We start from the raw sequence: 14355 nt of genomic DNA, 5'->3' as shown, positions 1-14355 counted from the left end.
AAACGACAGCACTGTATAGATACCCGAAGGGGCTGACATAACGTCAGCCCCTTTTTTAATGATAAAGATTTGCTAGAAAGTAAAGCATCTCAGATTTAAGCGAAACAAAGTCGATTACTTCAGGTGATCCCAAGAGATGTTTGACACCAATCGGCAGTCATCACACTTGAAATAGAAAATATCGTGGATAGGCGCATCTAGCAGCCATTCACCACCACATTGCGGGCATTTGCGCTCTTTTTCATCTTTCAGGCTGATCCCACCGACACGGTATAAGTAGTAGTAGGTTGGAACCTTAGTCAGATACTCAATGCGCCCTCTTAGACCCCAACCGCGTTTAAACAGCACACTCTTCGTGTCACTGATCTCGGTTAGCGTTGCATGTTCCGCGCGACAACCACCACCCATTTGTACTTCATCACAGGCTTGCCATTCGGTCTGCCATTTCAACACGGCTTTATGGTCGCCATTGAAGGTAGGTGGATTGCGATACAAAGGGATTGGTAGCAAGCTATCGCCACTGCGCAGCGGTGAACAGGTGTGCACGAATGTCGTGTATAACACCTGCCAGCTTGGTGTTTCATCTTCTGCCACTTCTTCTGAGTTCAGATCTCGACCTAGCAAACGCATTTTAGGCGCTAGTAGGCTCGCGTTAGACAAGCGATCAAAACACACTTTCACAAAGTCTGAGTGATTACGCGGGTGCAAGCTATCTTGCTCCGGGCACACAACGCGAACATAGAATTCACCATCGCCCATCACGATTGGGAACTCACGACCTAACACTTGTCCGTTATAACGAAGTGCATCCATTAAGCCATTAACCGCCTTGTCGACAGCGCTTACCGTTGTGTTATCAAAACACTCAAATTGAAGTTCTAGTACGTACATCTATTTATACCGCTGGTTGTAGCTTTTCTAAAAATTCTGCCAATGTCTCGGCGAGCACATCACGATTTTTGGTACCTAAGCGCTCCAAAATCACGTTACCCGTTAGGTTACAGATAGAGATAACATCCAGCTCAGCATCGGTCGCGGCAATGAAAACCGTTGGTTTTAGCTTCAAGCGACGCTGAGTTACTAGGTGACCCAAAATGTTTTCTTGTAGGCATTCGAAGTCTTCATCACTCCAAATCTGTAACAGAGTCAATTCGTTACCATCGAAAGTTGCGTTCATATCTGCGCTGAATTGTGCGCCGTAGAAAGTTTTGATGTCTTCATGCAGAGTCAACTCAATACCGGTTTCAACGTTGGTGAAATCCGCGAATTGCTCACGTGGATAGTGCTTCCACAACACGGCATCGCCACTCTTTTCTTCTACGCATGGCGATACGATGTCCACCAACTCCTCATTACGAGGTAAGCTTTGGTGTTTCTGCTTCCACGCGTCAACGTATCGCTGACTAAAAGAAAGTAGTGCGTCTTGAGCACGTTGAGTCATGAAAATCTCCTAAACACAAAATAATAAATAGAATCCGAGCCCTTTCCGCGCCGATTAAGCGATGACTTAATGACAGGGTAAGGGGGATTCAGTAAAATCGACCCCATTCTAATCGAATTTGAAACGAAAGTATGAGCAAATATTCTGACGCAAAAGAGCTAGCGGGTTTAACCCTTGGCCAAAAAACTGAGTACTCTAACCAATACGATGCAAGTTTATTGCAACCAGTGCCTCGTAGCCTTAATCGCGATGATCTTGCGCTAAACGGCGAGCTGCCTTTTGTTGGTCATGATATTTGGACGATGTACGAGCTTTCGTGGCTAAACACCAATGGTCTACCACAAGTGGCTGTCGGTGAAGTTTTCATCCCAGCAACCAGCCCAAATTTAATTGAATCAAAATCTTTCAAGCTGTACCTGAACAGCTACAACCAGACTCAATTTGAAAACTGGGATCAAGTAACCGAGCGCCTGACCCAAGATTTGTCGGCATGTGCAGGCGAAACGGTGATTGTGAATGTAAACTCAGTAACCGACTACACTAACCAACCTATCGTGACGATGGAAGGTGACTGTATCGACAACCAAGACATCCAAATCACTAGCTACGACTTTGAAGCGTCGCTGCTTGAAGGCGCTGCTGGCGAACAAGACGTTGAAGAAACACTGCACAGCCACCTATTGAAGTCGAACTGTTTGATCACCAATCAACCGGATTGGGGCAGCGTTGAGATCGCATATTCTGGTAAGCAAATTGACCGTGAAGCTCTGCTACGCTATTTAGTTTCTTTCCGTGAGCACAATGAATTCCACGAACAATGTGTTGAGCGTATCTTCACTGACATCATGAAATACTGTGCACCTTCGAAGCTAACTGTGTTCGCACGTTACACACGTCGTGGTGGTCTGGATATCAACCCATACCGTTCAACAGAGCAAGATAGACCAAGCCACAATAAGCGTATGGCTCGCCAATAATCAGGCGAGAACCACCCACACTTATTTGAACCTACCAAATCTTTAAAGGGACATTGAAATGCGTTGGTTATACGTTGTTAGTCTATTTATTTTAAGCTTAAGCACATCGGTCAATGCGTCGGTTTATTCGTCGGCGCTACTCAATGAAGCCAATAATTTGGTTGAGATCGATCCGAGCCAAGCAAAACAAATGGCCAACAGCTACCTAACGCTGCGTGTCCTTTCTGATCAACGCGAGAAAAGCCCTTCAGCTATTTCTCGCGAAGAGACAGACTCCTCGATTCGAACACCAAACAGCAGTATCGATGCGTATAAGATCTTAGCCAAAGCGGAATACAACCTTGGCAATATGCGTATTGCGATTCAGCACATCGACAAAGCCTCCGAGCTAGCGCAAACCTATAAGCTTGATTACCTAAAAATAGATCTTCAGATCCTAAAAGTTCGCTTACTTTGGCTGAGTGATAGAAAATCAGCCAAAGCAAAATCAGAGCTCACTAACATTGAAACAAATCTAGAGTCGGTGAATAAAACCTTACGCTTAACGGAAGGCATTACCTATCGCTTGATCATGTTGAAAGCCGACATCGCCTCTTACGACAACAAGATCGATGAAGCCGAAAAGTTCTATCAAGAAGCCAAAACCTATCTCGATCAACGTTACTCTGAAAAAGTCACCATCGACTACCATATCTCCATCGGCGAGTTTTATCTGACTCACAAAGAGTACAACCACGCGTTATCCGAGTTGTTGTATGGCTACTGGAAATCAGTAGAGGGCAATCTAAGTTCACGTTTGGCCAAGGTCAACCGCCTACTTGCGCAGCTTTTCTTTGAGCGCCAAGTGTTGGATAAAGCGTTAGAACACCTATCTCAAGCCGCTGATTTCTATGACAACTTTGAAAACTCGCCTGTCTTAGCACAAGTGCTTAAGAAAATGGGGGATGTGTACTTCTATCAAGGGAAATATAACCTTGCCTTGGTACACTTCTTCAACGTTCTTGATCACGAAAGCACTGACCGAGATATCCACCAAGTCATTGATATCCGACTAAGTCTATCGGCGACCTACTTACGCCTTTATAACTACCCTCTAGCAGAACAGTACCTAACCCGTGCCCTTGAGCTGCTGGAATATACCGACATTCCAAAGCTGGAAGGCCGTGCTGCACTGTTATCTGCAGGGTTAGCGTATCACCTACAAGAAAGCGAAGACGTGATAAAGCATGCGACACGTGCACTTGAGATCTCACGCCAGATAGAGAACATGCGCCTTTCACAACGCTCGTACTACTTACTTTCTTTGGGTTATGAACAGGCAGGTCGTCCACAGCAAGCATTGGCAAACCTCAAGCAATACAACAGCCTTGTCTCTCTAGAGCAGCAAAAACTCAACCGTGTTGGCGAAGACGCGTTCCGTCAACAGAAAGAATTTGCCGAACAAACCCTGCACTACGCAGGCCAAGCGCAAGAGCTAGAAAAGTACAAACTAGAGCATCGCAAGTTCCAGAAAATATCGTTCGCCCTATTCTTGTTCAGTATTATCTTGTTCTTCTTTGTGCTTCGCCGTGGCTACCTCATTCAAACCTTAGCCAAAGAAGTGGACTCACTGCGCACCGACCTATTTACGCACTCACGATCTAAGCTCCCGAACCTCAGAATGCTCAATGCCAAGCTGTCCAATTCGCTAGAACAAACCAGCCAGACCTTCGAACAGTGGCAACTTGGCGAATTGATTCATGAGCCACTCAACGACCGCTTACGCTTCGTGATGATTGATTTACCGTTCTTACGCAATATGTACACGCAGAACGGTTACAAAGCCGGTCTAGAACTGGAAGACGCTTTCGGTGAATTCCTAAAATCTAAGCTTGAAGGCCCAGCTCGTGTCTACCACTTCTCGGATGCGAACCTGCTTTATATCGAGCCAAACGCGGACCGTGATTTGTCGCCTGAGGACATGTTCAGAAAGATTCAGTCTTGGGTGAATGACTTCGAAACAGAGCGAAACATCAACCGAACGGTCCGTATGGGCATCGCTGACTACCCATTCTTGCCACGCGCTTACACCGCAATTAACGATCAAGAGCTGCTCGACGTATTGTTGATGTCGACCAATCTCGCCCGTGAGATCAGTCTCAAAGAGCGCAGTAGCCAATGGGTCTATCTAAAAGCTATCGATAATGCACCAGCAGCGAGCCTTGCAACTGGTAACATAAGAGAAGCGTGTAAACATGCGATTAATCAAGGGTTAATAAAAATACAATCCTCGTACCAGAATGAGGACAACATCAAAAAAATGCTAAAAGATGACTGATTTGCGAGCGGTTAAGAGCAGCAAGTCGTGACCTTATTTTTAGTTTTGTTATTATCGATGTAACGGAATTTCATCAAAATGATCGAGATCGGTCTACGCGGCGCTAATAAATACATCTATGGGCATTCTTGAAAAAGACATTCAGGCGCAACTCCACCAGCTGAAATCTCAGTTGGAGCAGGTCCGTTTGACGCAAAGAGACACCTCGTTCAAGTTTATTAGAGAACAGAAAGTTCTAAAGCGTATCGTCACGTCTTTAAGTGATGCATGTGTTGGTAGTAACAGCCATTTAGATGAAAACCTCATTGCCCTTAGGGAAGAGCTAGAAAAGCAAAAAGACATTAGCTCAATGATCCCAAAACTGGCAGTATTAGAAAGGATGCTTAAACAGAAAACGTTGGCTATGGATAAACAGAACGGGTATCTGGACGATAGCATTAAGCACAGTGGGGAAACGCTGCAGCGCATAACTGGCCTTCCAGCACAGCTCAAACGCGACCTACGAAACTTACTTAGCTTCTCCGAATGCAATGGCAGTCAGAAAGTCGACCACGCCATGAAACTTCTCGGTATTTATGAGCGTGCCATAAAGATTATGGCGAATAACTCACGCACCCATTTTGCTGACGCTGCGCACTCTCCGGAACAAGAGCTCCTTTCCGACCTATCAAACGAACTACAACATCTGATCACTGAACTCGACTTCGAGGGTGAATCGGGTGATCTGCTTACCGATATTCGAGCGAAGCTGCTGCTTGGTGTTTCCACACAAAACCTACTTGAGCTAACACTTCAGATCCTCAAACTGGTTATTGAAGGCACCAACCTAGAACGTAAGAAGTCTGAACAATTCATCGATCAGCTTAATTCTTCTTTAGCGTCCAGCATCAAAACGGCAGACCAAAATGCCGACCAGAGCCAGAGCTACTTTGAGCACCGACAAGGTCTAAACTCTGAGTTAAATGAACTAGTCACTAGAAGCCAAAGCTCGGTAGATAAAGCGAAAGATATTGATAGTTTAAAGCTGTCGATTAATCCGCTACTCAGTGAAATCGCCTCTCTTTCGGAAAGGCTGAACCACGCAGAGCAAAAAGAACAAGCTCTGATAGAGAGAATGAGTTACGGAAAGACTCAGTTAGATTCACTCTATGAAGTGACGCAAGATTACCGTAAGCGCTTGGAAGATCAGGCTCAGCGTATGCTGCTTGATCCTCTAACCAAGGTTTACAATCGCACTGCCTTTACTGATCGCTTAGAGCTTGAGTATCGCCGCTGGATCCGCGCGCAACACTCGCTACGCGTAGTACTGCTCGACATCGACAACTTCAAAGCAATTAACGATAGCTTTGGTTACACCGCGGGCGACAAAGCACTCAAGATCATCGCAAGAACTATTACCAAAGAAGCAGGCACCACCGATACTGTGGCACGTTTTTCAGGTGAAGAGTTTGTGTTATTGCTGCCAGAGCAAACCGATGAATATTGCCATCAGGTGATTCAGAACATTCAAACTCAAGTAAGCCGCCTGCCCTTTAAATTCCGTGACCAGCAAATCACGATCACTTTATGCGCGGCAAGTACTCAGTTTAAAGAGTCAGATACACCTGAAGAAGTGCTAGAGCGACTCAATAAGACTCTAAATAAAGCAAAACAACGCGGTACCAACCAACTTGTTTGGCACTAGGCCAGCCCTAGATTTAATTTATTTCATTTTTTCAAATACTTATCACATACCATTTCCCTCAATGTTTGCTAAGCTAATGATTAACATTCGCTTAACAAGCATTAATGGCAAGCAACGCTGTCGTATCCGTTTCGTCTGGTTAACTCTCTCCTACCTTTAACCAAACACTTTCAACGTTTGCTTCTCACTCTCGAGCCAGAGGGTCACTTCAACGTCCCCTGCTCTTTTCAACAAGGAGGCACTATGATCACTCATATCAGCCCTGCCGGTAGCATGGATTTACTCTCTCAACTTGAGGTTGAGCGTCTTAAGAAAACCGCGTCTAGTGATCTGTACCAACTGTATCGCAACTGTACGTTAGCGGTCCTGAACTCGGGTAGCCATACCGACAACTCCAAAGAGTTGCTCGACAAATATCTGTCGTTCGATGTCGAAGTCGTTCGCCGTGAGCGTGGTATTAAGCTCGAACTAAGCAACCCACCAGAGCATGCCTTTGTCGATGGTGAAATCATCAAGGGTATTCAAGAGCACCTATTTTCAGTGCTGCGTGACATTGTTTACGTCAACATGCACTTAGCCGATAACCAAAGGCTCAACCTGACTAATGCCACTCACATTACTAACCTTGTGTTTGGTATCTTGAGAAATGCAGGTGCGTTGACGCCAGGCATCGAGCCTAACCTGATTGTATGTTGGGGTGGTCACTCTATTAATGCCAGCGAATACCAATACACTCGTGAAGTCGGTAATGAGCTCGGCCTCCGTGAACTGAATATCTGTACCGGTTGTGGACCGGGTGCAATGGAAGGCCCAATGAAAGGGGCTGCCATTGGTCACGCGAAGCAGCGTTACACCGATCATCGTTATCTTGGGCTTACCGAGCCTTCGATCATTGCGGCTGAGCCACCAAACCCAATCGTCAACGAACTGGTGATCATGCCAGATATTGAGAAGCGTCTTGAGGCGTTTGTTCGTATGGCACATGGCATCATCATTTTCCCAGGCGGCCCCGGCACGGCCGAAGAGCTGCTGTACATCTTAGGGATCATGATGCACCCGAATAACGCCGAACAGCCAATGCCGATTGTGTTAACGGGCTCGAAAGAGAGTGAGGCTTACTTCCGCTCAATCGATAAGTTCATTGGGGAAACTCTAGGGCCTGATGCTCAGAAACATTACGAGATCGTGATTGATGACCCAGCACGCGCTGCGAAAATCATGAAACAAGCGATGCCAGATGTGCGTTCTCACCGTAAAGAGACCGGTGATGCCTACAGCTACAACTGGTCACTGCATATTGAGCCTGAGTTCCAACTGCCATTCGACCCAACACACGAATCTATGGCGGCGCTTGATCTTCATATGGACCAAAAAACAGAAAGCCTAGCCGCTAATTTACGTAAAGCGTTCTCAGGCATTGTGGCTGGTAACGTCAAAGCAGAGGGTATTCTGGAGATCGAGAAGCACGGCCCATTCCTAATTGATGGCGACAAAGAGCTAATGACCAAGATGGACCAACTGCTGAATGACTTTGTTGAGCAACATCGAATGAAGTTACCGGGAGGGACCGACTACGTGCCTTGCTATAAAATCGCCTCACGTGATTAAGGCGTTTACGTTACCAACGTTTCAACTCACCAAGTGATACGTTACTATAAGGGGCTAGCAGCCCCTTTTTTATTGCCTATTTAGTGGAAACTTATGTCTATCCATCTTGTTATTATCGATGCCTTAAACCTCATCCGACGCGTGCACTCTGTTCAGCCGGATCCAACCGATATAGCAAGAACCATTACCACCACAATTCGCACTCTCAATAAGATTCTGAATGAATCAAAGCCCACCCACATCATCGCGGTATTTGATCACCATTTACAAGACCGTGGCTGGCGCGCAGATGTGCTTCCTGCTTATAAGCAGAATCGTAAACCGATGCCAGAACCATTGATGAAAGGCCTTGATGTTATTCAACAAGCTTGGTGGGAGTTAGGCATTGATTCACTGCTGTCTGATGGCGATGAAGCGGATGATCTCGTCGCAACACTGGCAAAGAAAGTGGCTGACCACGGAGAAACCGTCACCATCGTCTCGACGGATAAGGGCTACTGCCAACTGTTGTCACCAACGCTTCAGATCCGAGATTACTTCCAGCACCGCTGGCTAGACAAACCCTTTATCGAAGCTGAGTTTGGCGTTAAACCTGAGCAGCTTGCAGATTACTGGGGCTTAACCGGTGTGAGCTCTAGCCAAGTACCGGGGATTCCAGGTATAGGACCAAAAGCTGCAAAAGAAATCTTAACCACTTACCCGGATATCGAAGCGGCCTTTCAGGCGGAAGACTTACCGAAGAAATATCGTAAGAAGTTTGATGAACACATTGAATCAGCACGTGTGTGCAAGCAAGTCTCTGCACTCAAAACCGATATTGACCTTGGATTCAACCTGCAAGACATTCGTTACGAAGCGAAAGTTTAACTCGCTGTGACTCGACGATATTGATATAAAAAATGCTCCTTAAAGGAGCATTTTTTCACTGACACGCTAACGTAAATATTAGTGCGGTGAGATGTTTGAAAGCGCCTGAATGTGAACCGTGATCTCTTCGCGATCATGATAAAGGTGCTTAGCCTGCATCTTAAACTTCACTTTGTTCTCAATAAGGAACACTTTTAGGTTCTCGATATCTTGCAGTACTTCATCGTAACGGCCTTTCATTGGCAGTTTAAGGTTGAACAGTGCTTCTTTCGCCCAACCTTTGATGATCCACTCACCCATAAGGTGTGCAACACGAGCTGGTTTCTCAACCATGTCACAGATAATCCAAGTTACGTTCTTACGATCTGGTTCAAACTTAAAGCCATCTACCATGTGGTGCTTAATTTGACCCGTTTCCATTAGGCTGTCTGCCATCATGCCGTTATCAACACAGTGAACGAACATCGAACGCTTAACCAATTGGTAAGTCCAACCACCTGGACACGCACCTAAGTCAACACCCCACATACCTGGAGCCAGACGCTCGTCCCACTCATCACGAGGGATGAATACGTGGAATGCTTCTTCTAGCTTCAATGTAGAACGGCTTGGTGCATCTGATGGGAATTTCAGACGAGGGATACCCATAAAGAACTGTGAGTTGTTCGATGGGTAAGAGTAACCCACAAAGCAGTGACCCGGAGCGATGAAGCATAAATGAAGCACAGGCTTCTTAGCATTATCTTTCGCTGTCATCAGGCCTTTGCCACGCATCGCTTGACGCATCGGCACAGTAAACTTACGGCAGAACTTCAAAAGCTCTTTTGCTTCGTTAGTATCTGGCGTTTCGATACGGATATCACCACAACGAGGGAAACCTTCTTTCTCAGAAAGCGCCTCAAGAATTGGAGAAATACGGTCATCGGTTGGCAGGTCTTTAATTTCAACAGCCACTGCCAACATTTGACGAGCAAAGATCAGTGATTGGAAATCGATCTCTTTGATCAACTTGTCCGCTTCACCTGCTTGGTAACATTCAAACAATACAAAACCTGTATTGTTCTTTAGGCGAGGAAAACCAAACACTTCCAGTTGTGTTGCCTTGTCTTGAATTTCGCCAGCACATTCTTTTTCAAAACCAGAGCGACAATAAAGTAGTACGTGTTTCACTGAGTTACCTCTTTTATATTCAAAGCAGCGAAGGAGAAGACTCCCCAACCAATGATAAATAGTAGACCACCAAACGGAGTGATAGGGCCAAACCATTTTATTCCTGTCAGTGCCAAGCCATAAAGGCTGCCACTAAAACAAAGGATGCCGATGATAAAGCAAATTGCCGCAATGAAAAAATATTTTTGTGATTTAGCGCCAAGTTTCATCTGCAGCAGAGCGCCACACGCCAATATCGCTAGAGTATGGATAAATTGGTACTGAACACCCGTCTCAAACACGCCTAGCAGATATTCAGACAAGATAGCTTTCAAACCGTGAGCTGCAAAGGCGCCAAGCATCACAGCAACCGCACCAGAGATGCCAGCAAACGTGAGTAAATACTTACTTCTCATTGAGTACCTCTTTGATAAACGCTGATAACTTCTCAACGGTTAACGCAATATTCTGCTGCTCGGTGTAACCAGAACTCTTACGAGGTTTAAAGCTGTGGTCGCCATCGGGAATAAATTCAACACGAATAGAATCAGACAGATCAAAATCAGCAAACTCTTCACGCTTACCAAAGGTATCGCGCTCACCTTGTAAAATGAGGCATGGCTTTGCTAACTCAGCCAGATGCTCACCTTTGTATTTCTCGGGTTTACCTGGTGGGTGGAAAGGAAAGCCTAAACACGCCATTGCGGCCACCTTATCAAGTTCAGACAAATGGCTCGCCATACGCCCTCCCATCGACTTACCACCAATCACAAGCTTATCGGCATCAACCTGCTCAATAATCTCTTGATAGGCTTCAAGTAGCTTAGGCGCTCTGTCAGGTGGACGACGCTTACCATCTTCAGCACGTTTAATCATGTAAGGGAAGTTGAAACGAATCACTCGTATCCCTTTAAAGGCTAACCCTTTGGCTACCGACTGCATGAACTCATGCTCCATGCCTGCGCCAGCACCATGGGCAAAGATAAAGGTGATGGGATTGTCTTCACCATCAATGATGACGTTATTCATCGAGTAAGTCCTCTTGTTCACTTTGCGCTTTCGCTAGCATCCAGTCGCGGAAGGTAGCAATACGACCCATGTCGGCTTGTTTCTCATGACAAACCACATAGAAGGCGTTCTTACTCACCAACACTTCATCAAAAGGCGCAATCAAACGACCCGCTTCGATTTCAGGCTGCGCCAACACGTTGTTACCCAGAGCAATGCCCTGGCCGTGAGCCGCTGCCTGCAGCACCATGGTTGAGTGACTGAAGATAGGGCCGTGATTAACGTTTACCCCATCGATGCCATTTTGCTTAGCGAACTGTTTCCAATCCTTTCGAGAAGTATCATGCAATAGCGTATGACATGCTAAATCACTGAGAGATTCTAATGGTTTTACTCCTAGCAGCACGGAAGGTGAGCAAAGAGGGATCAAGTATTCTTGGTAAAGCTTATCGGCTCTAAGCCCCGACCAATTACCTCGGCCATAATAGATAGCGACGTCTACATCATCGGTTAGCGAGCCTTCATCCATATCAACGGCTTTGATTCTTACATCAATATCAGGCTCTTGCTGATTAAAGTCAGCGAGCCTTGGTACCAACCATTGAATAGCAAAACTCGGCGGTAAACTGATGGTCAATGCGCCCTTCTCACTTCGCTCCAGCACTTTGTCTGTCGCTTCTGCTAGTGATGTGAAAATATCTTTGATATCTAAGAAGTAGCTTTGACCTTCTTCAGTTAGCAGCAAAGAGCGGTTTCTTCGGCGAAACAGCTTCAAAGATAAGAATTCTTCAAGCGCTTTGATCTGATGACTGACTGCCGCTTGAGTAACAAACAACTCTTCTGCAGCACGCGTAAAACTCAAGTGTCGAGCTGCAGCTTCAAACACTCTTAGCGAGTTTAATGGGGGTAATCGACGAGACATAGTTACTCTCTAAATAAGCATTAGTTTTTTTTATCTGAAACATTATAATTTGTCCATTGCCTAGCAGCCAGAGAAATTCTATATTTCATCCCGCAGCAGCTAGCCTGAACGGCTTGATTCTCTCTAGAATCAATTGGCTTAGCTCCTGCGATGTTGTGTTTGCAAACTCGTTCTTTTCGAGTTGGGTAGAGTTCTACCAAATGTTTTGTTGCAGTTTATACTGAAACGAGGCATGTACTTCCTGTATTTATTTTGACCTGTCTGTCAAATTTGTTTACACCGCCTTATGGGCGGTGTTTTTTTATGTGCAAAGAAATGTAACAACAAGTTTATCAATAGCTGTGCTAATTAATCTTTATTATTTTTCATCGCCAATCACAGAATCAGACACCCACTCAAATAATCAACTGAACACATACAAATAGCACCATTGAGTTGCACTAAAAAGTAACAGAATACTTCAAGATACTCACACTTCTTCGGTACTTATAAACCCGTTTAGAACACACTCTTTCTATCAATCAAAAATTTCAAAGCTGAGCATGACGATAGCACGCCCAAACTCACGCCTCTGTCTGACTACTGTAAATCATTCACAATAGAAAATAAAAAAGCCGCTTACTTTTCAGTAAACGGCTTTGCAAAATGATTAACGCTTGGTCAACACACCACTATGGGCGGTAAACCTTAACGTTATGGAAGCCCTGCTCTTGTAGGTAAAGTGCCTGTAGACGGCTCATTACACCACGGTCACAGTACAGCAAGTACTCTTTCGCTTGGTCTAGGTCGCCAAACTGAGTCGAAAGCTTGAAGAATGGGATGTGTTTAATTTCAACACCCTCGATCTCTAATGGGCTTTCGTCTTCTTCTTCTGGGCTACGGATATCAAGAACGATAGCGTGCTCAGCAACAGCTTGAACTTGTTCAACTTCAGGCGCTTGCTCTTGGCTCTCTTTCTCGATGTCACGGATATCCATAACACGAGCGTTCTCGATCACTTGATCCAGCACTTCAAAGTTAAACTTAGCTTCTTCTGCTTCCAGTTTGCCTTTCTTCGCTTTCACTGTTGGCTTCTTAGAAATAACACCACAGTACTCAGGCATTACCTTAGCGAAGTCTTCAGTACCGATGATACGAGAAAGGTCGATGATGTCTTCTTTATCCCAGTTGATAAGCGGACGAAGAATCAAAGTATCTGTCACGTTGTCGATGTGACGCAGGTTAGTTAGCGTTTGGCTTGATACCTGACCTAGTGCTTCACCAGTAACCAACGCTTCGATCTTGAACTTGTCTGCAACCATACCACCAGCACGCATGAACATACGCTTAAGAACAACGCCCATTTGGCCGTCTTCTACGTTCTCAAGGATTTCAGCAACCACAGGTTCAAAGTCTACAGAAATGAACTTCACCTTTGCAGATGAGCCGTATTTATTCCATAGGTAGTGAGCCACTTGTTTAACACCAATCTCGTGCGCTGGGCCACCAAGGTTGAAGAAACAGTAGTGAACCTTAGAGCCGCGTTTGATGTGCAGGTAGCTTGAAACACCAGAATCAAAGCCGCCAGAGATCAAGCTCAGTAGATCTTCTTGAGTACCAAGAGGGAAGCCACCGAGGCCTTTGTGACGAGCTAGAACTTGGTTTAGCTTGTCGTTAGCCACTTCAACCTTAACGGTTACATCAGGGTTCTTAAGTCGAACTTTCGCTGACTCAACTGCTTGGTTTAGACCGCCGCCTACGTAGCGCTCAAGTTCAATAGAGGTAAAGTCATGCTTACCACGACGCTTAGCACGTACAGAGAAAGTCTTGCCTTCAATGTCAGCACGGCTGCGTTCTAGTACTTGCTCGTAAATATCGTGCAAGTCTTTGAATTCAGACTGTTGAACTTCAAGAGAGTGGTGAATACCTGGAGTGTGAGTCAGAGCCTCTAACACTTCTGCGTAGTACTGGTCACTCTCAGACGTCACTTCAATATGATCGCGACGGTTGAATACCGCAACACTTTCACAGCGACGTTGAATAACGTTACGAATGTTGCACTCTAGAATCCTTGTGAAGCGCTTACGCACCGATTCACTTTTTACAAAAATTTCCGGATGGGGCTTAACAATAAATTTCATAGTACTTTCACAACATTAATGTTCAAAATTTTGAAAACGCTCATCGCCAAGTAAATTAGAGAATTTACACAGCACTTGAAGCAAGAATAGATCATATCTAAATCTAAGGGCGCGAATTATACATGAGAAAGTGAAGCAAGGAAAAGAGTGCTTGCTGTAACACCATCATTAAACCGCTTGTTATTAACAGTAGCAGGTTTCGAAACGACATAAATGCCGCAGAGAGAACCATTGAAGACCAGCAATCGAGTAGGAGGAGGCC

At 45.4% G+C, this 14355-nt stretch carries 12 protein-coding genes; 5 read left to right on the top strand and 7 right to left on the bottom strand.

Features of this window, described 5'->3' with window-relative positions:
- Positions 1-114: 114 nt before the first annotated feature.
- Together AB4167_RS15955 and syd are read right to left on the bottom strand one after the other, a co-directional pair.
- The gene (locus AB4167_RS15955; RefSeq protein WP_017060766.1) at positions 115-891 is read right to left on the bottom strand and encodes a Zn-ribbon-containing protein; all 777 of its coding nucleotides are present in this window, start codon (positions 889-891) and stop codon (positions 115-117) included.
- 4 nt (positions 892-895) lie between these two features.
- Positions 896-1441 carry a SecY-interacting protein gene (gene syd, locus AB4167_RS15950; RefSeq protein WP_017063346.1) on the bottom strand — a complete coding sequence of 182 codons (546 nt, stop codon included), beginning with the start codon at positions 1439-1441 and terminating at the stop codon, positions 896-898.
- Positions 1442-1572: 131 nt separating this feature from the next.
- Here syd and queF point away from each other — a divergent pair, with 131 nt between their 5' ends.
- The 5 genes from queF to xni all read left to right on the top strand — a co-directional run bounded on the left by queF (position 1573) and on the right by xni (position 8894).
- Positions 1573-2418 carry an NADPH-dependent 7-cyano-7-deazaguanine reductase QueF gene (queF, locus tag AB4167_RS15945; RefSeq protein ID WP_017060768.1) on the top strand — a complete coding sequence of 282 codons (846 nt, stop codon included), beginning with the start codon at positions 1573-1575 and terminating at the stop codon, positions 2416-2418.
- Positions 2419-2476: 58 nt separating this feature from the next.
- A complete protein-coding gene (locus AB4167_RS15940; RefSeq protein ID WP_136981668.1) occupies positions 2477-4735 on the top strand; it encodes a tetratricopeptide repeat protein in 2259 nt (752 codons plus the stop codon).
- A gap of 118 nt (positions 4736-4853) precedes the next feature.
- Positions 4854-6419 carry a GGDEF domain-containing protein gene (locus AB4167_RS15935; protein WP_017069497.1) on the top strand — a complete coding sequence of 522 codons (1566 nt, stop codon included), beginning with the start codon at positions 4854-4856 and terminating at the stop codon, positions 6417-6419.
- Between the two features lie 243 nt (positions 6420-6662).
- A complete protein-coding gene (gene ppnN / locus AB4167_RS15930) occupies positions 6663-8027 on the top strand; it encodes a nucleotide 5'-monophosphate nucleosidase PpnN (protein WP_017060771.1) in 1365 nt (454 codons plus the stop codon).
- A 93-nt stretch (positions 8028-8120) separates the two neighbouring features.
- A complete protein-coding gene (xni, locus tag AB4167_RS15925; RefSeq protein ID WP_136981666.1) occupies positions 8121-8894 on the top strand; it encodes a flap endonuclease Xni in 774 nt (257 codons plus the stop codon).
- 78 nt (positions 8895-8972) lie between these two features.
- On the opposite strand, the gene rlmM is transcribed toward xni, so the two are convergent.
- From rlmM to thiI, 5 genes are all read right to left on the bottom strand, one after another.
- Positions 8973-10064, bottom strand: a complete 1092-nt coding sequence (rlmM, locus tag AB4167_RS15920; protein ID WP_136981665.1) for a 23S rRNA (cytidine(2498)-2'-O)-methyltransferase RlmM — start codon at positions 10062-10064, stop codon at positions 8973-8975.
- A complete protein-coding gene (locus AB4167_RS15915) occupies positions 10061-10459 on the bottom strand; it encodes a DUF423 domain-containing protein (protein ID WP_102319950.1) in 399 nt (132 codons plus the stop codon). The genes rlmM and AB4167_RS15915 overlap by 4 nt, the downstream gene beginning before the upstream one ends.
- On the bottom strand, positions 10449-11072 hold the full coding sequence (locus AB4167_RS15910) for an alpha/beta fold hydrolase (RefSeq protein WP_102319949.1): 624 nt from the start codon (positions 11070-11072) through the stop codon (positions 10449-10451). The genes AB4167_RS15915 and AB4167_RS15910 overlap by 11 nt, the downstream gene beginning before the upstream one ends.
- A complete protein-coding gene (locus AB4167_RS15905; protein ID WP_012604639.1) occupies positions 11065-11973 on the bottom strand; it encodes a transcriptional regulator GcvA in 909 nt (302 codons plus the stop codon). Before AB4167_RS15905 ends, AB4167_RS15910 begins: the two co-directional genes overlap by 8 nt.
- A 671-nt stretch (positions 11974-12644) precedes the next feature.
- Complete coding sequence (gene thiI / locus AB4167_RS15900; protein WP_029235325.1) at positions 12645-14093, bottom strand: tRNA uracil 4-sulfurtransferase ThiI; 1449 nt, start codon at positions 14091-14093, stop codon at positions 12645-12647.
- Positions 14094-14355 lie beyond the last annotated feature (262 nt).

Source organism: Vibrio sp. 10N.286.49.E11 (genome assembly GCF_041469505.1).
GTDB lineage: Bacteria > Pseudomonadota > Gammaproteobacteria > Enterobacterales > Vibrionaceae > Vibrio > Vibrio crassostreae_C.
This window is presented reverse-complemented; position numbering and strand designations above follow the sequence as displayed.

Coding starts and splice junctions, on each gene's coding strand:
- AB4167_RS15955 (WP_017060766.1), bottom strand. CDS start 891: ATGTACGTACTAGAACTTCAATTTGAGTGTTTTGATAACACAACGGTA.
- syd (WP_017063346.1), bottom strand. CDS start 1,441: ATGACTCAACGTGCTCAAGACGCACTACTTTCTTTTAGTCAGCGATAC.
- queF (WP_017060768.1), top strand. CDS start 1,573: ATGAGCAAATATTCTGACGCAAAAGAGCTAGCGGGTTTAACCCTTGGC.
- AB4167_RS15940 (WP_136981668.1), top strand. CDS start 2,477: ATGCGTTGGTTATACGTTGTTAGTCTATTTATTTTAAGCTTAAGCACA.
- AB4167_RS15935 (WP_017069497.1), top strand. CDS start 4,854: ATGGGCATTCTTGAAAAAGACATTCAGGCGCAACTCCACCAGCTGAAA.
- ppnN (WP_017060771.1), top strand. CDS start 6,663: ATGATCACTCATATCAGCCCTGCCGGTAGCATGGATTTACTCTCTCAA.
- xni (WP_136981666.1), top strand. CDS start 8,121: ATGTCTATCCATCTTGTTATTATCGATGCCTTAAACCTCATCCGACGC.
- AB4167_RS15915 (WP_102319950.1), bottom strand. CDS start 10,459: ATGAGAAGTAAGTATTTACTCACGTTTGCTGGCATCTCTGGTGCGGTT.
- AB4167_RS15910 (WP_102319949.1), bottom strand. CDS start 11,072: ATGAATAACGTCATCATTGATGGTGAAGACAATCCCATCACCTTTATC.
- AB4167_RS15905 (WP_012604639.1), bottom strand. CDS start 11,973: ATGTCTCGTCGATTACCCCCATTAAACTCGCTAAGAGTGTTTGAAGCT.
- thiI (WP_029235325.1), bottom strand. CDS start 14,093: ATGAAATTTATTGTTAAGCCCCATCCGGAAATTTTTGTAAAAAGTGAA.